Origin of the sequence: Rufibacter sediminis, assembly GCF_014269285.1 — a bacterium.
Taxonomy (GTDB): Bacteria; Bacteroidota; Bacteroidia; order Cytophagales; family Hymenobacteraceae; genus Nibribacter; species Nibribacter sediminis.
Genome location: NZ_JACOAF010000037.1, coordinates 94692 through 121250, shown reverse-complemented (window position 1 = coordinate 121250; position 26559 = coordinate 94692). Strand labels below are relative to the sequence as shown.

The 26559-nt window shown below is 54.3% G+C and carries 18 protein-coding genes; 6 read left to right on the top strand and 12 right to left on the bottom strand.

Annotated elements, in window-relative coordinates:
* Nucleotides 1-100: 100 nt before the first annotated feature.
* Together rluF and H7U12_RS15960 are read right to left on the bottom strand one after the other, a co-directional pair.
* A complete protein-coding gene (gene rluF / locus H7U12_RS15965; protein ID WP_186639812.1) occupies nucleotides 101-1297 on the bottom strand; it encodes a 23S rRNA pseudouridine(2604) synthase RluF in 1197 nt (398 codons plus the stop codon).
* Between the two features lie 82 nt (nucleotides 1298-1379).
* Nucleotides 1380-1595 (bottom strand): VF530 family protein, encoded by a 216-nt coding sequence (locus H7U12_RS15960; RefSeq protein WP_186639810.1) that lies wholly within the window; start codon nucleotides 1593-1595, stop codon nucleotides 1380-1382.
* A 249-nt stretch (nucleotides 1596-1844) separates the two neighbouring features.
* On the opposite strand from H7U12_RS15960, the gene hutU reads away from it, so the two are divergent.
* Nucleotides 1845-3557, top strand: a complete 1713-nt coding sequence (hutU, locus tag H7U12_RS15955; RefSeq protein WP_186639808.1) for a urocanate hydratase — start codon at nucleotides 1845-1847, stop codon at nucleotides 3555-3557.
* 253 nt (nucleotides 3558-3810) lie between these two features.
* Nucleotides 3811-5058 carry an imidazolonepropionase gene (hutI, locus tag H7U12_RS15950; protein WP_186639807.1) on the top strand — a complete coding sequence of 416 codons (1248 nt, stop codon included), beginning with the start codon at nucleotides 3811-3813 and terminating at the stop codon, nucleotides 5056-5058.
* A gap of 50 nt (nucleotides 5059-5108) precedes the next feature.
* Here the strand turns inward: hutI and H7U12_RS15945 are convergent, their stop codons facing one another.
* Nucleotides 5109-5672 carry a hypothetical protein gene (locus tag H7U12_RS15945; RefSeq protein WP_186639805.1) on the bottom strand — a complete coding sequence of 188 codons (564 nt, stop codon included), beginning with the start codon at nucleotides 5670-5672 and terminating at the stop codon, nucleotides 5109-5111.
* 99 nt (nucleotides 5673-5771) lie between these two features.
* On the opposite strand from H7U12_RS15945, the gene hutG reads away from it, so the two are divergent.
* Entirely contained in the window at nucleotides 5772-6734 is a 963-nt protein-coding gene (gene hutG, locus H7U12_RS15940; protein WP_186639803.1) for a formimidoylglutamase, read from the top strand.
* Nucleotides 6735-7349: 615 nt separating this feature from the next.
* Here hutG and H7U12_RS15935 read toward each other — a convergent pair.
* The 9 genes from H7U12_RS15935 to kduI form a co-directional block, all read right to left on the bottom strand.
* Nucleotides 7350-9926 carry a phosphoenolpyruvate carboxylase gene (locus tag H7U12_RS15935; RefSeq protein ID WP_186639801.1) on the bottom strand — a complete coding sequence of 859 codons (2577 nt, stop codon included), beginning with the start codon at nucleotides 9924-9926 and terminating at the stop codon, nucleotides 7350-7352.
* A 477-nt stretch (nucleotides 9927-10403) separates the two neighbouring features.
* Entirely contained in the window at nucleotides 10404-11792 is a 1389-nt protein-coding gene (locus H7U12_RS15930; protein ID WP_186639799.1) for an MFS transporter, read from the bottom strand.
* Between the two features lie 34 nt (nucleotides 11793-11826).
* Nucleotides 11827-12486: a bifunctional 4-hydroxy-2-oxoglutarate aldolase/2-dehydro-3-deoxy-phosphogluconate aldolase gene (locus tag H7U12_RS15925; RefSeq protein WP_186639797.1), complete on the bottom strand. Its 660-nt coding sequence runs from the start codon at nucleotides 12484-12486 to the stop codon at nucleotides 11827-11829.
* A complete protein-coding gene (locus H7U12_RS15920; protein WP_186639795.1) occupies nucleotides 12476-13504 on the bottom strand; it encodes a sugar kinase in 1029 nt (342 codons plus the stop codon). Before H7U12_RS15920 ends, H7U12_RS15925 begins: the two co-directional genes overlap by 11 nt.
* A gap of 3 nt (nucleotides 13505-13507) precedes the next feature.
* Nucleotides 13508-14905, bottom strand: a complete 1398-nt coding sequence (gene uxaC, locus H7U12_RS15915) for a glucuronate isomerase (protein WP_186639793.1) — start codon at nucleotides 14903-14905, stop codon at nucleotides 13508-13510.
* Between the two features lie 151 nt (nucleotides 14906-15056).
* Nucleotides 15057-16490, bottom strand: a complete 1434-nt coding sequence (locus tag H7U12_RS15910) for a tagaturonate reductase (RefSeq protein WP_186639791.1) — start codon at nucleotides 16488-16490, stop codon at nucleotides 15057-15059.
* Nucleotides 16491-16694: 204 nt separating this feature from the next.
* Nucleotides 16695-17738 carry a LacI family DNA-binding transcriptional regulator gene (locus H7U12_RS15905; protein ID WP_186639831.1) on the bottom strand — a complete coding sequence of 348 codons (1044 nt, stop codon included), beginning with the start codon at nucleotides 17736-17738 and terminating at the stop codon, nucleotides 16695-16697.
* A gap of 65 nt (nucleotides 17739-17803) precedes the next feature.
* A complete protein-coding gene (locus tag H7U12_RS15900) occupies nucleotides 17804-18592 on the bottom strand; it encodes a gluconate 5-dehydrogenase (RefSeq protein ID WP_186639789.1) in 789 nt (262 codons plus the stop codon).
* Between the two features lie 7 nt (nucleotides 18593-18599).
* The gene (gene kduI, locus H7U12_RS15895) at nucleotides 18600-19442 is read right to left on the bottom strand and encodes a 5-dehydro-4-deoxy-D-glucuronate isomerase (RefSeq protein WP_186639787.1); all 843 of its coding nucleotides are present in this window, start codon (nucleotides 19440-19442) and stop codon (nucleotides 18600-18602) included.
* Nucleotides 19443-19749: 307 nt separating this feature from the next.
* Here kduI and H7U12_RS15890 point away from each other — a divergent pair, with 307 nt between their 5' ends.
* From H7U12_RS15890 to H7U12_RS15880, 3 genes are read left to right on the top strand one after another with little or no spacing between them, the layout of a single operon-like run.
* A complete protein-coding gene (locus H7U12_RS15890) occupies nucleotides 19750-22971 on the top strand; it encodes a SusC/RagA family TonB-linked outer membrane protein (RefSeq protein WP_186639785.1) in 3222 nt (1073 codons plus the stop codon).
* A gap of 23 nt (nucleotides 22972-22994) precedes the next feature.
* The gene (locus H7U12_RS15885) at nucleotides 22995-24794 is read left to right on the top strand and encodes a RagB/SusD family nutrient uptake outer membrane protein (RefSeq protein ID WP_186639783.1); all 1800 of its coding nucleotides are present in this window, start codon (nucleotides 22995-22997) and stop codon (nucleotides 24792-24794) included.
* A gap of 24 nt (nucleotides 24795-24818) precedes the next feature.
* Nucleotides 24819-26462: a DUF4957 domain-containing protein gene (locus tag H7U12_RS15880; RefSeq protein ID WP_186639781.1), complete on the top strand. Its 1644-nt coding sequence runs from the start codon at nucleotides 24819-24821 to the stop codon at nucleotides 26460-26462.
* Nucleotides 26463-26559: the final 97 nt, after the last annotated feature.

The window sequence follows — 26559 nt, the reverse complement described above, 5'->3', positions numbered from 1 at the left end:
GGAGTGCTTTGGGGCTGTTTTTGAAAAATCAGCCCCAAAGCACTCCCCTTTAAAATGCCTGATTTTGCGGTCATTTACCAAAAACGGCCGCAAAACGGACTTAGCGCCGGCCTTTGCCGCGAGTACCGGCCGTTCTTTTCGGTTTCTGGTCCGCCGATGGTCTGGGCGAGCTGGCTCTCGTTCTGGTAGATTTCGCGGAGGTTCCGCGGGGCGTTCTATCGGTTTTGTTGGAGGTGTGCTCCGCCTTGGTTTTCATGTTCTTGCCGCCCGAGGCCTTTGGCTTGCGCGTGGGTTTGCCAGACACACTGTTGTCGGCCGAGGCTCTGGCGCTTCTTTCCAAAGTGCCTTTGGGAACCCGGCGCGTCGCCCCGGAATCGGGAGCCGGACGGCGGGCATCTTTGGATTTCGGGTTTTCATAGGCAGAAGCATCGCGCTTCGGCTTGGCCACCCGGTGCACTTTCACGCCAAACTCCTCTATGATATCGTCCTCTTCCTCCGGCAAATCTTCCTCGGCATCGGCTTTCCGGGCGGCGCGGGCCGCTTCTTTGCCCCAGGAAGAGGCGTCTTCGGTTTTAGAGGATTCAGCCACCAGTTGGTTGATGGACTTGACCTCCTCCAGTGTCAGGTAGCGCCAGTGACCAGTCGGCAGATCATCCAGCTTCACGGTCATGATGCGCACGCGCTTCAGCCGCTCCACTTTGTAGCCCAGGGCCTCGCACATGCGTCTTACCTGGCGGTTGAGCCCTTGGGTGAGTACAATCCGGAACACCTTGTGGCCTTGCTGCTGCACAAAGCATTTCTTGGTGATGCCCTCAAACAGACGCACCCCATTGCTCATGCTCTTGATGAAATCCTCGGTGATGGGTTTGTCCACCATCACCACGTACTCCTTCTCGTGGTTGTTGTCGGCGCGCAGGATCTTGTTCACAATGTCGCCGTCGTTCGTCAGGAAGATGAGCCCTTCCGAGGCATTGTCCAGACGCCCGATGGGGAAGATGCGCTTGGGGTAGCCAATGAAATCAATGATGTTCTTCTTGTCCTTAGGATCTGTGGTGGTGGTGATGCCCGTGGGTTTGTTGAAGGCGATGTAAATGGCGCGGTCAGAGGGCTTTTTGGCTTTGATGGTCTCGCCGTCCACGGCTACCTTGTCGCCGGCCTTCACGGTGGCGCCTTTTTTGGCGTCGCGGCCGTTGATGGTCACGCGGCCTTCCTCTATGTATTGATCGGCCTCGCGGCGCGAGCAGAAGCCCGAGTCGCTGATGTATTTGTTAAGCCGAAGTCTGTTATCTGTTGACATGTTGCTGCTGATTCTGAATACTATACGTGTACGGAAAAAATGTACGCCCGCTTATCTGCCCCTGATTTTCTTAAAAACCAGATCAGGCGAAGGTGTGCACATAAAGGTCTTCCACTTTCTTGCGGGCCCAGGGGGTTTTGCGCAGAAACGTGAGGCTGGACTTGATGCTGGGGTTGTGCGTGAAGCTGTTGATTCTGATGCGGTCCCCTAACTCTTCCCACCCGTAGTGGTCCACCAGCAGCACCAGGATCATCTCCAGGGTTTTGCCGTGCAACGGATTGTTTTTCTGTTCTTCCATATTTCCAGCGCAAAGGTAGTCTTTCTGAATGAGTTTTACGCGGATGCTCCTTTGGAGGTGCCGCCATCCACTCTCCGCCACCTACCCGGGGCGGGCCAGACCCGTTTAAGGGCCATTTTTAGGAAAGTAGCCACAAAACAGCCCCCGTGCCTAAAAGCTCAGAGAGACTGTCATCCAATAAAGAAAATTTAGTATCTTAAAGGCTATCTAGCGAACGAGTCATCCCCAAAGCCCGAAACCCGCACTGCCATGGACACCCTCTCTATCCCCCAAGCCGTTTCCTCTTCCCAAGCAAGCACAGAAGAGTTCCTTCAGACGTATGCCAATCATCCGGTGTATTTTCCGCCGCGTGGCCCCAAACTGCACGCCAAGAACTGGCAGGCCGAGGCCGCGCTCCGCATGTTCCTGAACAATCTCAGCTCCGAAGTAGCCGAGGACCCCGAGCGGCTGGTGGTGTACGGCGGCATCGGGCAGGCGGCCCGCACCCCGCAGGATGCCCGCAAAATTGTGGAGTTGCTCCTGACCCTGGAGGAAGACGAGAGTTTGCTGATCCAGTCAGGTAAGCCGGTGGGCAAAATCAGAAGCCACGCAGAAGCGCCGCGCGTGCTCATCGCCAACAGCAACCTGGTTCCCAAATGGGCCACCTGGGAGCATTTCAACCAGCTGCGCGAACGAGGCCTCATGATGTACGGCCAGATGACGGCTGGTTCCTGGATCTACATCGGCACCCAAGGCATACTGCAGGGCACTTATGAAACCTTCGCGGCCTGCGGCCGAAGCCATTTCGGGGGCGATCTGCAGCACAAGCTGGTGGTGAGCGGCGGCCTGGGCGGTATGGGTGGGGCGCAGCCCTTGGCGGCCACCATGGCCGGGGCCACGTTCCTGGGCGTGGACATCGACCCCGAGCGCATCAAAAAACGCCTGGAGACCCGTTACATTGACAAAATGACCTTTGATTACCGCGAGGCCGTTCGTCTGGCCCTGGCCGCCCGCGACAAAGGCGAAGCCGTTTCCATTGGCCTGGTAGGTGACATTGGGGATGTGCTGGAGAAGCTCCTCCAGGACGGCATCACGCCAGACATCCTCACCGATCAGACCTCGGCCCATGATCCGCTCAACGGCTACGTGCCCAACGGCATGTGTCTGCCCGAAGCTCTGGCGCTCCGGAAAGCAGATCCGGATACGTACCGGCAGCGTTCCCTCAAGAGCATGGCCCGGCACGTAGGCTTTATGCTGGAACTGAAAGGCCGCGGCAGCTGCACCTTTGACTATGGCAATAACCTGCGCGAGTTCGCCCAGCAGGGCGGAGAACCCAACGCTTTCCAGATTCCGGGTTTTGTGCCGGAGTTCATCCGGCCGCTCTTCTGCGAAGGCAAAGGTCCGTTCCGCTGGGTAGCGCTGTCCGGCGACCCTGAAGACATCCGGGTGACCGATGAAGCTTTGAAAGAACTGTTCCCGGAGAACACGCACATGATCCAGTGGCTGCAACAGGCTGAGCTGAAAGTGGCGTTCCAGGGGCTGCCGAGCCGCATCTGTTGGCTGGGCATGGGCGAACGCGAAAAAGCGGGGCTCCTGTTCAACCGGCTGGTGCGCGAAGGCAAAGTGAAAGGCCCCATCATCATCGGGCGCGATCACCTGGACTGCGGCTCCGTGGCCTCTCCGTACCGCGAAACCGAGGGCATGAAAGACGGCTCCGATGCCGTGTCTGACTGGCCCCTGCTCAACCTGATGGCCAACGCCAGCGGCGGCGCCACCTGGATTTCCTTCCACCACGGCGGCGGCGTGGGCATGGGCTACTCCCAGCACGCCGGCATGGTGGTCCTCGCTGACGGCACTGATCGGGCTGACCGGTGCCTGCGCCGCGTGCTGTACAATGACCCCGCCCTGGGCATCTTCCGCCACGCCGATGCTGGTTACGAAACCGCCCAGGAGAATGCGGACCATTTTGGGTTGAACGTTTAGGGAGGTCATCCACAAATCAGGAATCATTGATATTGAGGAATGTAGGGGCAATCCCTTGTGGTTGCCCTTTCGGTGATCACAGCAAAGGGCAACCACAAGGGATTGCCCCTACATTCTCCTATGCCAAAAAAACGCTTATTTCTATCAGGCACCGTTTTCGGGTTGTTTTCAGAAAAATGCCTTTAAAACGGCTTGGCAAGGCAACCGTGCTTATCTTGCCGCTGGCACACCTTTCCGCTTAAACCTGATCTCCATGCCAGAAGAACCAGTACACTACACTCTCATAGGACCATTCAGCCAGATGGTGACCATGGCTAGTTTACCAATTGCCGGTCCAATTACTGATGATCAATTAGAGGTGCTGGAACAGGCAGGTGTGCTGCTGGAGGGAGAGAAAATTGTGGAGGTGGGTTCGTATGCGCAGCTGTTGCCGCAAGCCGAGGCGAAGCAGTACCAACTAGACAGAATAGAGCAGCCGCTGGTGCTGTTGCCCGGCTTCATAGATGCCCACACGCACCTGTGCTTCGCCGGGTCCCGGGCTAGAGATTACGCCCAACGCGTGGCCGGTAAAAGTTACCTGGAGATTGCCCGCAATGGCGGCGGCATTCTGGACACCGTTTCTAAAACCAGGGCAGCTACCAAAGAGGAACTGCTGTTCAGCCTGCGCCAACGCGCCGACCGGCATCTGGCGGAGGGAGTAACCACCTGCGAGGTGAAAAGCGGGTACGGCCTCACGGTAGCTGATGAAATCAAGATGCTAGAGGTCATTCAACGGGCAGACCAAACCCATGCGCTGGATTTAGTGCCCACCTGCCTGGCCGCCCATCTGTGCCCACCCGAGTTTGCTGATTCCAAAACCTATTTACAGCACGTTTTACAGGAACTGCTGCCCCAAGTAAAAGAGCGCGGATTAGCGCAACGGGTAGACATCTTCATTGAGGAAACCGCTTTCTCAGAAGCCGAGGCGATGGACTATCTCCTGGTGGCAAAAAATATGGGCTTTGACCTCACCGTTCACGCCGACCAGTTCTCCACGGGAGGCAGCCGGGTGGCGGCCCAGGTAAACGCCCTTTCCGCGGATCACCTGGAAGCCAGTGGCCTCGCGGAGATTGCTTTGCTGAAAGCCGCCCAGGTGGTGGCCACCGTTCTGCCGGGTGCCTCGTTGGGGCTGGGCATGCCGTACGCGCCCGCCCGCACTATGCTGGACGGCGGTTTGTGCGTAGCGATTGCGAGTGACTGGAACCCCGGCTCCGCGCCCCTGGGCGATTTGCTGTTGCAGGCAGCGCTGTTAGGGGCTGCGGAGAAACTCACGCTGGCGGAGACCTTTGCCGGAATCACCTACCGGGCGGCGCAGGCCCTGAATCTAAAGGACCGGGGCCGACTGGAGCCTGGCCTGTTAGGAGACATGATCGCTTTCCCCACCGATCATTTCCAGGAGATTCTGTACCAACAGGGCAAACTGAAACCCCGGCTTGTCTGGAAAAAGGGAAAGTTGATTTAAGAAAATAACAGCATCGGTTTACGGGCCCTTTTCAGAAAACAGGCGATAAACTACCGGGCAGATTGCTCCCGGGCCGCCAGCAGGCGCACAATGCGGGTGTCTTCATCGTCCCAATTGATGTTCTTGATGTTTTCAATTAACTGCACTGATAAGCCGTCATACTGGCCATAAGGGTTGTAGACTTCCATCAGGAATTCGGTTTCCGTGATTTCCTTGATAAAGCCGTACAGGCCCAGGTCCTGGTAAAAATTGAGGTAGATGAGGTTGCCTTCTTTCTGGGCCTGGTGCAAGATCTCTTCCATGCTGCAGTTGCCAATGTGGAAGATGGCCGGAACGGTGGTGTCGGCGTACAGTTTTCTGAGGTTCGTCTCCTTTACCTCCAGCCGGCGCAGGAAAACATCGTCAAAGTCCACGCCAAAGAGGTCAGAGGTTCTGATAATCAAGATTCCGTTGGGCAAACCTTGTTGCGAGATGGACCGCAGGCTCACGGTGTCTTCGTTGTGGTCCAGCAAATAGCCGAAGTGAAGTTTAGTGCCATCGGCGGCATTGACTCTCAGGGTAACGGGTTTTTCTTCTTCTTTCGATTTCTGGAGTAAGGAATAAATTAAGGACATCTAAACGGGTGTAGGTTTATTTTTTATTGGATAGTCTCTATTATTGGTGTAAAATAAGGAATAATTCAGAATCCTCTCTCCAAATTAACGGCGACACCTATGTACAAACCTTCGGATAAAACGACCTGGAACGGCCGGATGGACTTGCAGGATGGCGTGCTGGGGCTGCGCTGGCACCAGATCATCCACTTGCTGGACTTGTCCCGGGACGTGCCCGATGGCGAAGGGAATGTGGTGTTTCTGGGGTTCAGCTGCGATGAAGGTGTCCGGAGAAACCAGGGTCGGGTAGGAGCGGCGGCCGGTCCGGCGGCCATCAGAAAAGCCATGTCAGTGTTTGCCGATCACCTGCCCGAGGACATGCAGCTGTATGGGGGAGGCGACGTGATCTGCGCGAACCAGCGCTTAGAGGAGGCGCAGGTGCAGCTGGGCAAGAAAGTGGAGATGCTGCTCCGGAAAGGCTTCAAGCCCCTGGTGCTGGGCGGCGGCCACGAAACCGCTTACGGGCATTTTTTGGGTATTCAGCCGCACCTCCGGGAAGGCGAGCAACTGGGCATCATCAACTTCGATGCGCATTTTGATCTCCGGAGCTATCACCAGCAACCCAGCTCGGGCAGCCCTTTCCTGCAGATGGCGCATGACCTGGAAGCCACCGGCAAAGAGTTCCATTACCTCTGCCTGGGCATTCAGGAGTACGGCAACACCCGCAAGCTTTTCCAGACCGCCGCTGATCTGGGCGTGGATTTTATCACTGCCCAAACGCTGCAGCTGGAGAAAAAAACCGCCCACCTCAAAAAGATAAAAAGCTTTCTGGAGAAGATAGACCGCGTGTACCTCAGCATTGACCTGGATGTTTTCGCGGCCGCGTTTGCTCCCGGCGTGAGCGCCCCCACTGCCTTGGGCCTGACGCCCCAGGACGTTTTGCCATTGCTGCAGGAAATCATGCGCAGCGGGAAAGTGCTCTCCCTGGACATCGTGGAGCTGAACCCCGCTTTCGATCTGGACCAGCGCACCGCCAAGCTGGCCGCCAGCCTAATTTACCACTTGATAAAGGAGTGGCGGTAAAATGGTAACTTTCTTAGTAGCTATCTAGTGGTGCTGTTTTCAGGTTGTTTTCTGAAAAAGAGGCCGAAAACATCCTTGTCTACCTCCTGCGTATCTGCACCTGTATTTGCTTCAGCACCTCTGTCCCCATCGTCAAATGGGTTGGCATCAATCCCCTTTTTGAATAGCCAAAAGTAAGATTGTTTCACTCGTTGTTCAGCTGCCCAGCCGCCCTTGTTGGTGTTCTCACCAACAAGTCAGACGCCGGTGCGCTTACCTTAGCTGCTAAAAACAGGCAGTAAAGGAAAGTCCCTCTTTTTCTCCTTTCCTGAACGAGTTTTAAGGAAATCGAGCTCGCGTACTCTCATCAAGCTATCTCACTTTCCTCCGCTAGCTGACGCAAGCATCCGCCTAAGTTTATTTACAGTTTTGAAGGTGATTTGGCAATAATAGGCTTAAAACGGCAGCACTGGCGGAAGCTTGTGCCCAACCGTGCCAGACCTGCAGAAGCAGTTGTAGCATCTGAAACAGAAGCTACAACTGCTCAAAGTCAGAAACGAAGTTGACGATCAACCCAATCGCTGTTTTCCGCCCGTTTTCATGAAAACGCCTCTGCCGTTTTAATAACTAGCGAACTTACGCCGAGTTCCGCTCAGCGTTGATGATCCCGAAGGAGCACCGCATCACCAGTTTCTCAAACGTGCTCTTGTCTGGCGTGCTGGCGATCTGCTCTTCCATTTCCCTGATTCTGGTGAGGGCGAATTGCTGGATGGTGAGCAGCGGCAGCTCAATGCGTTGGCGCATCTGGATGGAGTGCAGGTTCACGGGTTTGTCGGCCATGAGGTGCTGGTTGCCGGTGAGCCGCAGCACGTACTGTTTGGTGCGCTCAAACTCCTCGTGGATCATCTTCCAGAGCGGGCCGTAGCTGGGGTGCGAGGCCAGAAACGCGGTGAGCGGGAAGAAACACTTGGTCATGGCCATCTCGCAGTTGCCCAGCAAGGTCCGGAAGAACAGGGAGCGGCGGTACAGTTGCACAATAGCGTCCCACTGCCCCTCGGCCTCCAGTTTCTCCAGCGCGCTGCCCACACCGTAATAGCCCGGCAGGTTTTGCTTCAACTGGCTCCAAGAGCCCACGTACGGCACCGCCCGCAGGTCATTCAGGTTCAGTTTGCCGGGTTTCCGCTTGGACGGCCGGCTCCCGATGTTGGCCTCGGCATAATACCGGAGCGGGCTGGCGTAGTTGAGGTACTCCAGAAAATCGGGGTTGTTTTTGAGGGTGTTATAGGCCTGGTAACTCACCTCGGCGAGGCGCTGCATCACTTCTTCCTCCTCTGGGGAGAGCGTGGTTTCCTGCTCGGTAAACAAAGCGCTCCGGATGCCCGCGTGCATGAGTTGCTCCACGTTGTACTGCGCCGAGTCAATAGTCCCGAAATTGGAGCTGATGGTCTGGCCCTGGATGGTAAGCTGGATTTCCTTGCTCGCGATTCTAGGGCCCATGGAGGCGTAAAACTGGTGCGTTCTGCCACCCCCCCGCGCGGGCGGACCACCCCGGCCGTCAAAGAAGACGACTTGCAGATCGTGTTCCTGCGCCAGGCGGGTGAGGTCTTCCTTGGCTTTGTAGATGCTCCAGTTAGACATAAGGTACCCGCCGTCTTTGGTGCCGTCTGAGAAGCCTAGCATAATGGTCTGGATGTCTCCGCGGCGGCGCAGGTGCTGCCGGTACACGTCTGAAGTGTACAGGGCCTGCATCACGTCATGGGCGTTTTTAAGGTCATCAATGGTTTCAAACAGCGGCACAATGTCCACGGATAACTCCTGGGGTTGCCAGCCGCTGAGCAGAAACAGGCCGTACACTTCCATGATGTCCAGGGCGCTGGTGCTGTGGCTGATGATGTAGCGGTGGCTGCCTTCCTCGCCGTTGATTTCCTGGATGGTTTGGATGGCCTGCATAGATTCCAGCGTATCGCGGTGCAGCTCGTTTTCCAGCGTGGCCGGGTCTACCGTGGCGTTGGCGTTCAGCAGAGCGGCAATCTTCTCTTCGGCCGAGAGTTCAGCGTAGTTGGTGGGCAACGCCTGGCCGCTGGCGGCGATGGTTTCCAGCACCTCGGTGTGCGCCGAGCTGTCCTGCCGCACATCCAGTGACGCGAAGTACAAGCCAAACAACTCCACCTTGCTGATCAGGTTTTCGGCCAGGTTCAGGAAAAGGGCGTTATGTTCCCGGATGAGCGTCTGTTTGATGCGGTGCAGCGGCGCCAGAATGTCTTCTTTGGTGATATCGGCTTTGTAGCCGGGCAGGAAGAGGTTGTTGTACAGTTTCTCTTCCAGGGCCACCAGCTCATTCAGCACGCCTTTGAAGGTAAGCCGCCGCTTGAGTTGGCGCACGTCGCGGTAATACGATTTGATGATGCCGCCGCGCAGCGCCTCGGCCACTTTGAGGGTGATGGCCGCCGTCACGAACGGATTTCCGTCGCGGTCGCCGCCGGGCCAGAAACCTAACCGGATAACCGGGTTCTGCTCTGAAACCGCCTCCGGGAACTGCCCTTTCAGGTGCGACATGATCTGGCCTGCCGCCTGGTAAAAGATATTCTCCAGGTACCAGATCAAGCTCACGGCCTCATCATACGGCGAGGGTTTCTCGTTTTTGAAGAAAGGCGTTTTGCCCAGCTGGCGCAGGTAACTGTTCACCTGCGCGGTGTTGTCGCTCACCAGCGCCTTAGACAAGTCGTTGATGATGCCCAGTACCTCGCTGGGATAGAACTGGGTGGGGTGGGCGGTGAGCACCAGCCGTACCGAGAAATCCTTCAGCTTTTCTTTCAACTGCTCCTGCGTCTGGGATTGCTCCACCTCGGCCTGCAAGTGTTTCAGGGTGCCGGCTCCGGCCATGTCGTGCGTCTCCCGGAAAGAAGCGTCTTCCAGGGCATCAAACAAAACCACCTGCCGCTCGGCGTACTGCACAAACCGGAACAGCAAATCCAGCTGCTCCTGCCGAGTGCGGTACGGTGTGTACTGGCTGAAAAACGTCCCGATGATATCGTTGGGGCTCTGTTCCTTCGCGAAGCCTTCCTCGCAATGCAGCAGAAAAATAGACAACAACACGCCTGTTTTCTCCACCCGGTGGAAGGGAAGCGAGGTGAACAGACTGTTATAGAGCTGAAACTTGAGCCCTACGTGTTTGTCATACGTTTGCAGGGCACTGTTGGTAGAACCATCCATAAGGCAAAGGGTTGGGGTTGATGCGCTTGGCAAGTAAGAAAGCGGATCGCGAGTTTACAAGCAAATTTTCTTTCTTTAAGCAAATAGCGTAGGTTATTAGAAAAAGTTATCGAAAACTCAGCTGCTGTTATGAAAGCAGTAGCGTTTCTGATGATTGATTTGCAAGAATGTTAAAGAGATTGAGGTGCTATTTTAAGGCCGATTTCAAAAAAACAGGTTCTAAACAGTACTTCGTCTATGGCATTTTCAAGTACTTCCATTAGTGCCTCCTGCAGTCATTTCTGCGGAGGACGGTTGAACATTGGGGCTGCCCATCCTGCTTCAAGCGGCGTGAACTTGCGGTATCTGTTTTAGAGGCAGTTTGCTGAAAACCGGCTCAAAACGGCTGGTAAAGCAAGGGCCTTTAAGCTGAAACTTAAAGGCCCTTGTTGTGCAATACAGAACGAAGTTAGGTTAGCTTACAACCGAGACCGTGGCTTACAAGACTACTGGTTTCATCTTAGGCACCAACGACTTCATCACGCTCCAGGCAACCAGATAGGCCAGCGCGCAGAACGCGAACATGATGGTGTAACCGGTTTCTATGTGGCCAAGTTTATCATAATGGTCAAACAGGTAGCCGCCTACCTTGGTTACGACCACGCCGCCGATACCACCCGCCATGCCCCCAATACCCGTCACCGAAGCAACTGATTTCTTCGGGAACATGTCAGAAACGGTGGTGAAGATGTTCGCACTCCAGGCCTGGTGCGCCGAGGCACCCACCCCGATCAAAATCACCGGGAACCAGAAGCTGACATCGCCCAGCGGCTGGGCCGCCAAGACCACCAGCGGGAAAAGCGCGATCACGAGCATCGCCCGCATGCGGCCTTCATACGGGTTATAGCCCTTGTTGATGAAGTACATCGGGAACCAGCCCCCAAAGATACTCCCCACCATGGTCATGCTGTACAGCACGCTCAAGGGCAACATCACCTCGGTGCCGGTGAGGCCGTACTGCGCTTTGAGGTAGGCGGGCAGCCAGAACAGGAAAAACCACCACACGCCATCGGTGATGAATTTCCCGAAGGCAAAGGCCCAGGTCTGTTTGAAGTTGAGCAGCTTGAACCAGGATACTTTCTCGGCCGAGGCTGGGGAGTCTGGCTCCAGCACGGCCTCGCTGTCGCTGCTGATGTACGCGCGCTCCGGGGCCAACATTCTTTTCTGCCGATCTGGGGTGTCATAGAAGATAAACCAGAAGATGAGCCACAGGAAACCTACGGCCCCGATGATGAAGAACGTGTACTCCCAGCCCAGGTGCGAGGCAATCCAGGGAACGGTCAGCGGGGCCAGAATAGCCCCTACGTTAGAACCGGAATTGAAAATGCCCGTGGCCAAAGAGCGCTCTTTCTTCGGGAAGTACTCGGCGGTGGCCTTGATGGCGGCCGGGAAGTTCCCCGATTCCCCGAAGCCCAGAAACGCCCGGGCTACCATGAACCCGAGGACGGAAACCGAGAGGGTGCCAAAGCCCAGGGTGGTGAACACCGGACTCACCGCGCGGCCAATCGGCTCGGCGTAGGCGTGCAGAATGGCCGCCAGCGACCAGATGATCAACGCCCAGGCGTAGCCTTTCTTGGTGCCCAGTTTGTCAATGATCCGCCCCGCGAAGAGCATGGAGATGGCGTAGGTGAACTGGAAGACCGCCGCAATGTTGGCGTAATCCGTATTAGACCACCCGAATTTCTCTGCCAGCAGCGGTTGTAGCAAGCTAAGAACCTGCCGGTCCAGGTAATTGACCGTGGTGGCGAAGAACAGCAGGCCACAGATGGTCCATCTATATCCGCCAATCTTTTCCTGAACAAGGGCCGTTTGTGTGGTAGGTTGCATAAGGAATCTGTTTGTTAGTTTGTGTGAGGGATGGCTAAGACCGGGCAGTCTTCACCAGGTGCAAGGCTTGCTGGGTAAGGTCATGTAGCTGGTCATACTGCTGACCCGCCAGTATGTCTTTGCTGATGAGCTTGCTGCCCATGCCCACCGCGCAAACGCCCGCCTTAAACCAGGTTCTAATGTTTTCCGCCTCCATTTCCACGCCCCCGGTGGGGATGAACAACTGACCCGGGAACAGTTCTTTGATGGAAGACAGGAACGCCGGACCCAGAATATTGGCCGGGAAGAGTTTGATCAACGCCGCCTGGGCCTGCTGGGCCACGTGGATCTCCGTGGGCGAGAAGCACCCGGGAATCCAGAGCAAACCGGCCTCGTGCACCAGGTTGCCTACCTGCGGGTCCACAATGGGCGCCACCACGTAATCTGCACCGGCTTTGAGGAAGTCGTTGGCTTGCTGCACGGTTTTAATGGTGCCAATACCCAGGTGCAGATCCTGGTACGTTTTCAGCTCGTTTTTCAGAAACGTGAAGTTTTCCAGCGCGGAGGCTCCGCGGTTGGTGTACTCCAGCGTTCGCACGCCGGCGTTGTACAGCGTCTTGATGATCTCCAGGCTTACTTCTGGGTTCTCGTAAAAGAACAAAGGCAGCAATCCCTGGTCTACTATCGCCCGGAGGGCAGTTTCTTTAGTGGGCATATTTTTTGATAGTTTCGTGGATCTCCGCTACCGTGGTGGTGGTGGCGTCGCTCTCAATGAATAGTTTTTTGAAGGCCGCCGCCGTGGCGAACTCCAGGGTTGTTTTGGGGCTGTTTTGGTGAAAGAAGCCGTAAATCAGACCGGCCATGAAACAGTCGCCGCTGCCTACTTTATCCAGGATATGGACTACCACGTACTCCTGCGAAACGTGCAGTTCGCCCTGGGTGTACAGGGTGGTGAAGTAGCGGATGCCGTTGGCGCCATGATCAAAACGGAAGGTGTTGGCCACTATTTTACACTTCGGGAATTCTTTCAGGATGGCTTCCGAGGTGAGCGTGGCGTGCTGCAGCAGTTTCTCTTTCTCCACCTCGGCGACCAGCTCATCCTGCAGCGGCATGCCCAGCATTTTGTTGGCGGCCCACACGTTGCCCATGATCAAATCACAGGCTGCTGCCAACGTTGGCATGACCTGCACAGGTTCTTTGCCGTACTGCCAGAGTTTGGCGCGGTAGTTCAGGTCCAGCGAAACGAAGATGTTGCGGGCGGCGGCTTCCTGCAGGGCCTCGGCGCAGACATCGGCTACGTTCTGGTTGAGGGCGGGGCAGATGGCGCTGAAATGAAACCAGCTCACGCCTGCAAAAACCGAATCCCAGTCAATGGTGCCGGGGGTGAGGTCAGCATAGGCCGAGCCAGCCCGGTCATAGATCACGCCGGCGTTTTTGAGGTCTTTTCCCTTGGGCAGGTAGTAAAGGCCAATGCGGTCACCTTGCATGACAATGGGAGTGGTGTCAATCTGGCGGTCCTGTAGGTAGCCCAGCAATTGCTCAGAGATGAAGTTCTCCGGCAAAGCGGTGAGGTACGCCGAGGGCACTCCCCATAAGGCCAGCGCCGTGGCCACGTTCAGCTCCGCGCCACCCACGTAGAAGGGCAAGCGGTTCTCGGCCAGCCATTGGCCTTCGCCATCGGGGCAGATCCTGAGCAGCAGCTCCCCAAACGATAAAACTTTTCCTGTGACCATTCTTTAAAAATTGAAGTAGTTCTTTGCGTTGTGGTAGCAGATGTTCTCCACCATCTGGCCCAGCCATTTCATCTCGGAGGCCGGTAACTCGCCGTTCTCCACGTCATTGCCCAGCATGTTGCACAGAATTCTTCTGAAGTACTCGTGGCGAGGGTAGGAGATGAAGCTGCGCGAATCGGTGAGCATGCCCACGAAACGGCTCAGCAAACCCATGTTGGACAAGGCGTTCATCTGGCGCTCCATGCCGTCTTTCTGGTCCAGAAACCACCAGGCGGAGCCGTACTGGATTTTACCCGGTGTGCTGCCGTCGTTGAAGTTCCCGATCATGGTGGCGTACAGCTCATTCTGGCTCGGATTGAGGTTGTACAGGATGGTCTTGGCCAACTGGTCTGAGTTGTCCAGCCGGTCCAGAAAACGCGACAGCGGACGGGCCACGTCAAAATCCCCGATGGAGTCAAAACCGGTGTCGGCACCCAGTTCGCGCATCATGCGGGTGTTGTTGTTGCGCAGCGCGCCCAGGTGAAACTGCTGCGTCCAGCCTTTGGCGTGGTCCATGAGGGCCAGCTCCACCAGCATCGCGGATTTAAATTGGAGCACCTCGGCTTGGGTCAAGGGCTGTTTCTGGAGCGCTTTGGCAAAAATATGGGTAATCTCCTGATCGGTGTATTCTTGGGTGTAGATGGTTTCCAAACCGTGGTCCGACAGGCGTCCGCCCTGGGCGTGGAAGAAATCATGGCGCTGCTGCAAGGCTTCCAGCAGGTTCTGGTAACTGTTGATGGAAACGCCCGAGGCGGCTTCCAGTTTCTGCAGATACGTCAAATAACCCGCATCTTCAATGGTCATGGCTTTGTCCGGCCGGAACGTAGGCAATACCTTGATCCCGAAATCATCGGCCGCTATTTTCTGGTGGTGCTCCAGGCTGTCAATGGGATCGTCGGTAGTGCAGATGGTGACCACATTCATCTTTTTGAGTATGCCGCGCACGCTGAACTCCGGGGTTTGCAGCAGGGCGGTGGCTTCGTCATAAATGGAACGGGCGCTGTCGGGGTTCAGGATTTTCTCAATCCCGAAGGGCCGCTTCAGCTCCATGTGTGTCCAATGGTACAAGGGGTTCCGCATGGTGTAGGGCACGGTCTGGGCCCACTTCTCAAACTTCTCGTAGTCATCGGCGGAGCCGGTGCAGAATTGTTCCGGAATGCCATTGGTCCGCATGGCGCGCCATTTGTAGTGATCGCCTTCCAGCCAGATTTGGGTGAGGGTATTGAATTGACGGTCGTTGGCGATGTCCTCCGGGTTCAGGTGGCAGTGGTAGTCGATGATGGGCATGTGTTTCGCATGCTCATGGTACAACGTCTGCGCCGTCTTGGTCTGGAGGAGGAAGTTGTCGTCTATAAAGGACATGTACTAGGGGTATTTTGAGGTAAATAAGCCGAAAAGACCAAGAAATCGGGCGGAGCCCTCTTTGCGTTTTCAGTAGATTTTGCTGAAAATAAGGGAAAAACGGGCAGCTTTGGGCATGCGGCTGCCGGTTTTTATCTAAAAGAGCGGGAATTTACCCGTTTTGGACAACTTTTGCCGCCTCTTGTTTTTGGAGCTGGTGCAACTCACTAGTAACGGCGGCCGCCAGACCGGGTACCTGGGTGAGGTTGGTGCCCCAGAACTCCTGGTTGGCCAGCACGGCCTGAACTGTCTCCTCCGGGGAGCTTTTCTGCCACGCCGCGGCGAAGGAATCCAGTACCTCCGGAGTGTCGTTCAAGGGAATTGGCTCACCGTTGTACTCGCCTTTGTAGAACAGGAGCAAGGCTGCCAGCGAATGCAGCAACCGCTGCGGCAACTGGCCGGTGCGCTTCTGGAATTCAAGGACCGAGGGCAGCACCCGCACTTTGTACTTGGACACCGAGTTTAGAGCGATGGACAACAGCTCATGGCGGATGAACGGGTTCTGAAAACGCTCCATCACGTCATTGGCGAACTGGTTCAGCTCCTCGGCGGAAAGGTCCAGCGTGGGGATGATTTCCTCAAAGATGGCTTCCCTGATGAATTGACCGGCTTTTTCGTCTTCCACGGCTTCGCGCACGGTGCGCAAGCCTTGCAGGTAAGCTACGGGCACCAGGGTAGTGTGAGCACCGTTCAAGATCCGCACCTTGCGGGTTCTATACGGCGTCAGGTCCTCCACGAATTTCACCTGCAAACCGGCTTTCTCCGTGGGGAAGGCCTTCGCCACCGAGGCTGGGGCCTCAATCACCCACAGATGGAAAGGCTCCGCTTTCACCACCAGGTTGTCTTCAAAGCCCAGGCTCTGCTGAATTTCCTGGATGGTGTCTTTGGGAAAGCCCGGCACAATGCGGTCTACCAGGGTATTGCAGAAAATGGTGTCGTTCTGAATCCAACCCACGAAATCGGCTGGCAGATGCCAGTGCTCGGCGAACTGGAGCACGGTGTCGCGCAGGTTTTCGCCGTTTTTCTCAATCAGTTCGCAGGGAATGATGGTAAGGGCTTTGTCGCTGGCCCCGGCAAAATGTGTGAACCGGCGGTACAGCAAGGCGGTGAGTTTGCCCGGGAACGAGTTAGGCGTGGTCTCAAAACCGGTATCGGCGGGGTCAAAGGCAATGCCTGCCTCCGTTGTGTTGGAGATCACAAATTCCAGATCGGGGTTCTCGCCCAACTGCAGGTACTGTTCGTAGTCACGGTAGGGGCTCAGCGCATGGTTGACACAGGTGATCAATCGGTTTTCCTGCACGGTCTGGCCTTCCTGAATCCCCTCCAGCACCAGGTGGTACAAGCCGTCCTGCTGGTTGAGTAACTGGTAAATGCCTTTGTCCAGAGGCTGGATAATTTCCACCGCCCCGTTGAAGTCGGTTTTCTCGTTCAGGAGGTCGATGATCCAATCCACGAAGCCCCGCAGGAAATTCCCCTCACCAAACTGAATGACTTTGGTGGGTCTGGTGTGGGTGATCTGGGCGGTGGTTCTGTTCAGTTGCTGCATACGCTTTCTTTTTTAGTGGGGAGTACAAGTTGTTCCCCCGTGGTTACTGCTGGTGGCGGGAAGCAATTGAACTTCCCGGGTATGTTTGGATTAGCACCGATGCCCCTACTGGGTGCGGTACGTTTTAAGGGTGTTTCCTGAAAAACGGGCCTGAAACGCCTTTCACCTGAACTGGCAGTGGCAAGGCGCGGCACCCGTTTCCGTTTAGCTCTTTGGGGCGTCAGCCTTCAGGGAAGATCCCCGGATGATTAGCTCAGGTTTCAGCACGGTTTTCTGCGGTACCAGTTTCTGGTCTGGCCCGGTCTTGAAGTGCTCGAAGAACAGCTCGGCGGTGATGCGGCCCATGGTCAAGCTGAACTGGTCTACCGTGGTGAGAGCCGGGTCTGAGAAGGAGGTAAACGGCTCGTTACCGAAACCCGCCAGCGCGATTTGCTGGGGTACTTTGATGCCTTTTTCCTTCAGTACCTGCAAAGCGCCCATCGCGCCGTAATCTGAGGCGGAGAAAACCGCGTCTGGCTGCACTTCCAGCTGGAGCAGTTCCTCCATGCTGGAGCGGCCGTCTTCCAGTTGCAGGTTGCTCTTGATCACCAACTCCTCGTAGAAAGGCACCTCGTAATCGCGCAGCGCATCCATGTAGCCGCGCAGACGCTCTTTGAAGATGCTTACCTTTTTGGGGCTGGTGAAGTGCGCAATGCGGCGGCAGCCCTGTTGAATGAGGTGCTCCACCACTTTGTAGGCCCCCAGATAGTCGTCAATCATCACCTGGCTTACTTCCAGGGCATCGGTGGTGCGGTCAAACAGCACCAGCGGGATGCCTTTTTCCTGGGTCCGCTTGAAGTGGTCGAAGTTCTCGGTGTTCTTGCCTATGGAGGCGATGATGCCGTCTACCCGGGCACTCAGCAGGGCGTCAATGGTCTGCACCTCTTTCTCGTAATTGTCATACGACTGCGAGATGATGACCTTGTAGTTCAGTTTGTTCGCGATTTCCTCAATCCCGCGCACCACCGAGGCGAAAAAGGCCCGGTCGGCGGTGGGCACGATGATCCCGATGATATAACTCTTGCCGTTCCGCAGGGCGGCCGCAATGTTGTTGGGCTGGTAGTTCAGCTGTTTGGCGGCCTTCAGTACCGCTTTCTTGGTGACCTCACTGATCCGGGGGTTGTCATTCAACGCCCGTGACACGGTAGAAGCCGTGATATTAAGTTTCTCTGCAATGTGGTGAATGGTCACCTTTGGTTTGCTTCCCATTTTATCTCTTCCCATCTGAATAGGTCAAATTCTGCAACACTTTTCCTGCTCTCCCGCCAAGCGCGTTACCGCTCGTTCCCTGGTTTGCCGATGGTAGCCAATATACCACCATCTACATATAAAATCTGCCCGTTCACAAAATCGCTGGCTTTGCTGGCCAGGAAAATGGTGGCACCCGCCAGATCCGCCGGATCGCCCCAACGCCCCGCCGGGGTACGGTGGAGGATGAACTCGTTGAAGGGATGCCCGTCTACCCGGATGGGGGCCGTCTGATCGGTGGCAAAGTAGCCCGGCCCGATCCCGTTCACTTGTACGTTGTAGCGGGCCCATTCAGTGGCCAGGTTCTTGGTGAGCATCTTCAGGCCGCCTTTGGCCGCCGCGTAGGCAGAAACCGTGTCACGGCCCAGCTCGCTCATCATGGAGCAGATGTTGATGATTTTGCCCTGCTGGCGCTCCACCATGTACTTGCCCACTGTCTTGGACATAATAAACGGACCGGTGAGGTCCACGTCCAGCACTTTCCGGAAATCGGCTACCTCCATCTCCAGCGCGGGTACCCGTTGAATCATACCGGCGTTGTTCACCAGAATGGCAATGGGGCCCACTTCCTGCTCTATGCGGGTAATGTTCTCTTGCGCGGCGGCTTCATCTGTGACATCAAAGAGATAGCCTTTTACGTCCAGAACCTCCTGCCGATAGGCTGCCAGGGCGCGTTCCATCTTCTCTGGCGTGTTGCCGTTCACCACCAGCGTGGCGCCGGCCTTGCCCAATGCGGTGGCCATGGCCATCCCCAGTCCGTGGGTGGCTCCCGTCACCAAAGCTACTTTACCGGTTAAATCGAATAAATGGGTCATAAACAGCTTATTTCAGGTCAGGAGTGGCTACTTTGTCCATGTCGTTGTAATCCAGGTTTTCGCCGGCCATGCCCCAGATGAAGGTGTAGTTGGACGTTCCGGCGCCGCTGTGAATAGACCAGGGCGGCGAGATGATGGCCTGCTGGTTCTGCACCCACAAGTGGCGGGTTTCCTGCGGCTCGCCCATGAAGTGGCACACCGACTGGTCCTGCGGTAACTCGAAATAGAAATACGCTTCCATGCGGCGGTCGTGGGTGTGCGCGGGCATGGTGTTCCAGACGCTGCCAGTTTTAAGTTCAGTGATGCCCATCTGCAACTGGCAGGTTTCCACCACTGAGTTGATGAGCACCTTCCGGATGGTGCGGGCGTTGGAGGTTTCCAGAGAGCCGAGTTCCACCGTCTCAGCCTCGCTGAGTTGCACCTTTCTGGTGGGGTAAGTGTGGTGCGCCGGGGCCGAGTTGAAGTAGAAACGGGTGTCTGCCCCGTTAGCTGCTGGGTGGAAGAGCACTTCCCGCACGCCTTTGCCAATGTATAAGGCTTCTTTGTTTTTCAGGGCGATTTCCTCTCCGTCTACGGTGATGGTGCTGTCTGCGGAGATGTTGATGATCCCGATCTCCCGTCGGTCCAGGAAATTTTCTGAGCGCAGGGTAGGGAAGGAGTCTAGCCGCACCGGACCGGTCACCGGCTGAACGCCGCCAATGATCAACCGATCAAATAATGTATAAGTCAGCTGGATGGAGTCTTTCTGAAAAAGGTCTTCGATCAGGAAGTGCTCGCGCAGTTGGGCGGTGTCATATCCCTTGAAGTCCGCCGGGTGAATGGCGTGCCGGGTGCTGTGGTGAAGAGCCATGCTTTTGGGGTAACAGGTGTAATCGTTTGCGCAAATTACAAATTTATCAATCGGTTAAGCTATGATCTGCCGGAAAATTATTGCTGCTGCTGCTTGTTAGGTAAATGAGTGTAATGCCAACTTAATAAAAATATGCTAATGGGGAGATGTTTTAGGGGTGTTATTTAAAAAACTGTCAAAAAACAGGCGGTATTTTTTGGGTTTGATTTTAAATAATGTTAAATATGCAATCGGTTGCGCAGATTAATGCAAGGTAGCCGCTTCGCTTCGTACACCTATCCTTTTTATCAAAAGTTAAAAAACACCTATGCAACAAGCATTACTTAAGAAGAGTCGGTACCTGTGGGTGCTCACCTTTTTCTTTACATCGGTAGTAAGTGCCTTTGCTCAGGCCGTTACTGTCACCGGGAAAGTAACAGATGAGAAGAAAGAGGGGCTGCCCGGAGTGACCGTACTCCTGAAAGGCACTACCACCGCCAACGCCACCGACATGAACGGTAACTACTCCCTCTCGGTGCCAAGTGGAACGGGCACGCTGGTGTTCACCTACATTGGTTTCCAGCCGCAGGAAGTGCCCATCAACGGCAGAACGTCCATTAACGTGACCCTCGCCTCAGATCAAAAGGCGCTAGATGAAGTGGTGGTGATTGGGTACCAGACGGTTAATAGGCGTGATCTGACCGGTTCTGTTTCCTCGGTTGGCTCAAAGCAACTGGCGGATATTCCCATCAACTCGGCCGCCGAGGCCATCACCGGGCGTTTGGCTGGCGTGCAGATTACTACTACTGAAGGCTCGCCCAATGCAGAGGCTACGATTAGAGTGCGGGGAGGAGGGTCTATCACGCAGGACAACTCTCCTTTGTATATAGTTGATGGAATTCAAGTGGAAAACGCACTTTCCGTCCTGTCTCCGCAGGATATTGAATCTGTAGACGTTTTGAAAGATGCTTCTTCTACTGCTATCTACGGATCAAGAGGCGCAAACGGGGTTGTTATTATCACTACCAAAGGAGGCCGTGAAATGAAAACGACGGTCAATTACAGTGGTTTGGTGGGTGTTCGTCAATTGGCCAATAAACTGGATGTGATGAACCCTTATGATTTTGTAAGGTATCAGTATGAGAGAAGCCGGAACGGGCAGGCAGATCGGGATGGTTTTCTGGAAACCTATGGGACCTACGCAGATATTGAGCTGTACAAAGATGTACCGTTCGTTGACTGGCAGGAGGAAGTATTTGGGAGAGATGCCTTGATGCAGACGCACAACTTAAGTGTGACGGGAGGTACTGCCGCTACTAAATTCAACCTCAGCCTTACGTCCAATACCGAGGAGGGAATCATGCTGGGGTCAGACTTTGACCGGAAGCTGGTGAACTTTCGGTTTGACCATAACTTAAGCGAGAAAGTGTCTGTTGGCTTTAACGTGCGATATAATCACACGGAAGTTAACGGAGCCGGTACCGCGGTGGCGGGTTCTTCTTCCTTGAACAGACTGCGCCACAGTGTGAAGTACCGTCCGTTCCTGTCTGGCGGGCAAGGCTTGACGGATTATGATCAGGATTACGCCGAGGAGACGAACGCCAACAGCTTGGCCTTGGTGAATCCTATTCTTTTAACGGATGCGGAGTACAGACATAGTAACGGAGACGTGTTAAACCTTAACGGATACGTCAATCTGAAGCTCAATAAGTTTTTCACGTTCAAAAGCACCTTAGGCGTTGACTTAGGGGACACGAGAGTTGACGTTTTTAATGACTCCATTACCGCCGTGTCACGGTTGAACGGTTCTTCCTTGCCTATCGCCAGTATTCAGCATCGGGTGAGAAACACACTCAACAATTCCAATGTCTTGACTTTCTCCAATGCCAAAGCTGATACAAAGTTCAGCAAAGACCACGCTATTACGGTACTGTTGGGGCAGGAAATCTATGAAGAGACCTTTAAGGAGAATTTCCAGGAAAGCCGCCTTTTCCCATCTGGCATCTCCCCGGAATTGGCATTAGGAAGTATGTCACTGGGGACACCTCAAATCCCGACGTCAAATGAAGAGACGGCAAAATTGCTTTCCTTTTTCTCGCGGGTGCAGTACTCCTTCAAAGACAAGTATTTCTTCAACGCTACCATGCGTGCTGACGGTTCTTCCAAGTTTGCCGAAGGCAATAAGTGGGGATACTTCCCGTCTGCGCAGTTAGCTTGGAGGTTGTCAAACGAAGAGTTTATCCAAAACAGTCTTCCAGAAGCCATCACTGACCTGAAACTGCGCCTGAGCTATGGAGAGGCCGGGAATAACCGGATCATGAACTTCGGGTACCGTCCGCTCTTTGACACGGGGGCTCCTTATGGCTTGTTAGATCAGCAGGTGACGGGGTATTATCCTCGGTCTTTGGCCAACCCAGCACTGAAATGGGAAACAACTATTTCCCGTAACCTGGGCTTTGACGCGGCTTTCCTGAACAACCGGTTGCAGCTTACCATTGATGCGTACAGCAACAAAACACAGGATCTGCTTGTGAACGTGCCAGTGCCGTCTGAGACAGGTTTCCGGACTCAGTTCCAAAATGTTGGCTCCACTAGAAATAGAGGGGTGGAGTTGCAAATCACGGGCACTCCCATAGAGAAAACCAACTTCAACTGGACCAGTAGCTTCAACATCTCTTTCAACAAAAATGAAGTGGTGAAGTATGGGCGTCAAGACTTTGACCTGTTCGCCTCCGGTTGGGCGGGCGGTAATGCGCCGTCAGACTATGCTGTTCAGGTAGGCAGACCAGTGGGTACTATCTGGGGCTTGGTAACAGACGGTTATTACAAAGTGGAAGACTTTGATTACAACGCCACCGCGGGCACTTATACTTTAAAGAAAGAAGTGCCCAGCAACCAGAGTATAATTGCTACCGCCCCACAGCCAGGTGTGCTTAAGTTCAGAGACATCAACAATGATGGAGTGGTGAATGACAATGACAGAACATTCATTGGCGATGCAAACCCAGATTTCTTTGGTGGTTTCAATAACCAGATTGCCTATAAGAATTTTGACTTGAGTGTATTTGTCAATTTCCAGGTGGGAAATGATGTGCTGAACGCCAATAAACTGGAATTCTCCAGTGGCTACTCCATTCATTCTAACTTGTTGACCATCATGAATGACCGCTGGCGGAATGTAAACTCTGAGGGAGTAGTGGTAACGGCTCCAGAAGAACTGGCGGCCCTAAACGCCAATGCAACACTATGGTCACCCTTGACCAGCGCCAGCTCTTTCTATGTGCATTCCTGGGCCGTGGAAGATGCGTCTTTTCTAAGAATCAACAACATTACACTGGGGTACACGCTTCCCGCCAACCTATTGACCCGAGCCAAAATACAGAAGTTGCGCGTGTACGGCACCGTGAACAACCTGGCAGTATTTACCAACTATTCTGGCTATGACCCAGAGGTAAGTACCAGAAGAGGCTCCCCCATTACTTCAGGGGTAGATTATGCGGCCTATCCAAGAAGCCGGGCCTTCATTCTTGGTGTGAATCTTACATTGTAATAAATCAGAAAGTTAGCACTGATATGAAATTTAGAAAATTAACAGTATACGCGCTAAGTACTGCCATGCTGGCGGGGCTTTCCCTCACGTTACCGGCCTGTAAAGATTACTTAGAAGTTGACCCTGTTTCTTCCTTCAGCCCTGAGTACGTGTTCAGCAATGTGCCAAACGTGCAGAAACAAATTCTGGGTATTTATAACGCGCTTACCGGCGATAATGGCTACGGCATCCGTCTCAGCATGTATTATCCGCTGGATAACGATGAAATGATGGGGCAAAGCGGGAACCCTGGCGACAATGAGCGGAGAGATATCGCCCGGTACACTGTCCAGCCAAGTAATACCCAATTGGCGAATCCCTACGCGCAGTTGTATTCAGGAATTGAAAAGGCCAACCAGGCTATCTACTATATTCCTAAGATGCAGTTGTACGCTACTGGCACAGACACAGAGAAGAGAGATTTGCGACGCATGCACGGGGAGGCACTTACGCTACGGGCGCAGTTCTATTTTGAGCTGATCAGAAACTGGGGAGATATTCCGTTTTACACCCAGCCGTCCTATTTAGAGACTGATTTATACAAAAGCAAAACAAACCGGGACGAGATTTATGAAGTTCTTCTCGCCGATCTGGCTGAGGCTTCAAACCTGGTGCCCTGGAGAGGGGAGGTAGGAAGCGATGAGCGCATCACCCAGGGGGCAGTTCGTGCCCTGCGTGCCCGTATTGCTTTATTCAGGGGTGGTTACTCACTGCGGCCCACCGGCCCTAAAACCGGTGAGATGCAGCGGGGAAGCGACTACCGGAAGTACTACCAGATTGCCCGTGATGAGTGCGAGGTGATCATCAAACGGGGAGCCCACAGATTAAACCCTAGTTTCCAATCGGTTTTCAAAGACGCCATAGATGCGCACCGCATTGAGCCCAATGGCGAAGTTATCTGGGAAGTAGCCATGGCCGGCGGAACCAGTGCCACCGGCGACAGTAAACTTGGGTACTACAACGGGCCAAGACTTAACGGAAGCGTGGGGAACGGAGCACTCTCTATTTTGCCTACCTATTTCTATTCCTTTGACCCCAGAGATACCCGCCGTGATGTAACCGCCGCCCCTTACAACGTAAGCTCGGCCGGGATCATCCAGCCCCGTCCGTTGCACCAAATGGTAGATGGGAAGTTCAGACGGGACTGGATCACCAATCCGGCTGTCCTTACCTCCAACGCCCAGTATTTTGGCCTTAACTGGCCCCTGATCCGGTACTCAGATGTGTTGCTCATGTTCGCTGAGGCTGAGAATGAATTGGCGGGCGGACCTACCGCAGAGGGGTACGACGCCATCAATCAGGTGAGACGCAGAGGGTTCGGGAAAACGGTTTCCAGTTCAGATGTTACAGTTGACTTGCCCGCTGGTTTGAGCCAAACCGAGTTTTTCAGCGCCATTGTCAACGAAAGATCCTGGGAACTGGGTGGAGAAGGCATCCGGAAGTATGATTTAATCCGCTGGAATCTCTTAGATCAGAGAATTCGGGAAACTAAAGAGGAGTTGAAAGCTCTGGTAGGTAAACAAGGTAAGTATGCCAACTTGCCGTCTACCGTTTATTTTGCGGCCAACTCAACGACCCCGGTATACGTGACCTCACCTTATGAGGCAGCTCCGGCCACTGCTCCGACCAACACCGTATCCGCGGCTTGGATCAGCAACAACATTACCACCACCATGACCGATCTCTTTGCGGTAGGGTTCACCAAAAACAAAAGCGAACTGCTCCCCTTGCACACCTCGTTGTTGGACGTGAACTCCAATCTAAGCCAGGACTATGGCTATTAATCCCTAATCTAACCTACTGAAGACATGAAATTAATAGCCAGAATACATTCTTTTAAAACACTGTTGCTGCTGGCCTGTCTGGCCGTGAGCAACGTTGCGTGTAAGGAAGATGACGAAGTCATGGACGCAGATCTGAAGCGTGCCTTTACGCCGGTGAATGTGAAAACTACCAACGGAGAAACCCAAGCAGTGCTCCAGTGGAATCCGTCACTGTTTTCCAACGGGGAAGGGGTGACTTATACCGTAGAGGTTGCCAAAAGCCAGGACTTTCAGAACGTGGAGCACTCTGTGGTGGTAGACACGGCGTATGCCGTGCTCACAGATAAACAACTGGACATAAAGCAAGACTACTATGCCCGCATCCGGGCGAATGCCTATGAGAACGCGGCTGCGTCAAACTGGATGGTAAGTCCCTTGTTCCGGATCACAGGAGAACAAATTTTCGCAACAGTGATGCCAACTGAGCTGACCGACAGGTCTGTGATTCTGAGATGGCGGGAAACCCCCGGTTTAACCAGAATTGTTTTAACTTCCGCCGGAGGCACTGCCACCGAGATGGCCCTGACCGCAGAAAACTTAACGGAGAGACAGATAAAGCTGACCGGCTTAACTGCTCAAACGGCCTATACGGCCGAAATCTTTGCCGGTGCCACTAGCAAAGGGGTTAGCTCGTTCACCACCAAGGAGCCTAGTTTGTTTGATGTAATACTGGAACCCAGTGCAGACGTGGTAGCCGCTGTAACCGCCGCTACAAACGGACAGGTGATAGGCTTAGCCCCAGGTACCTATGATGCATCGGCGGCTAATATCCTTATCACCGGTAAGCAGCTCACCATTAGATCTACCACCGGTAACCCCAAAGATGTGAAGGTGCTGTTTAAAGAAATCACGCTCAAAGGAACGGGTGCTGGGGTCCGTATCATGGGGATTGAGTTTGATGGCAGAAACGCAGCCGGAGAAGCAAATGCCGGCTACTTCATCAACATAGATGCGGCAGAGGCAACGTTGACTTCTATCACTATTGAGAGTGTTATTGTCCATGACTTCAAAAGTGCTTTCATGAGGGGGAACCGAGGTGCCGTAGGGGCACAAAAAATTGATTTCATCAAAGTTGACAACAGCATTGTTTCAAAAAACGGAGTGGATAATTACCAGACGTTTATGCTGGACAAACTGGACCTGAATAAGCTGGAAGTGACCAACTCTACCTTCAATGAAGCAGGCCGAGGTTTCATTAGCTACGCTACGGCCTTCATGCCAACTAACCGGCCCACCTTCTTCGTGGATAAAGTGACTTTGAACAATTTTGGATCAGGCGGCAGAGAGAACATCCTGTTTGATGCGAGCAGCATAAACGTGAATTTTACCATGCAAAACAGCATCATCGCGAACTCTCCTAAACCAGGCCAGTTGGTAGCGGGTGGAGCTGCCATTCGGGCCGGTAGTAGCTCAACCATGAATTTCAACTACAATAACTACTTTAAGCTGGAAGGAGGCAGCCCGTTGGCGCCACTTACTTTCCCAGATTATGTGACCAGATCCAACAATAAAACCATTGATTTGGGCTGGACTGCCACCACCACAGATTTCACCTTGCCAGTAGGTTCAGAACTAAGAACCGCCGGGGTAGGGGGAGCTGCCCTGGGTGACCCCAGATGGGCGCAGTAGGCCACCTGAATACGTCTTTGTGATGGTATGAAGAACGAGAGAGGTATGGTTGGAACTAAATCTGATCATACCTCTACTCCTTCCTGCGGGCGAGGGG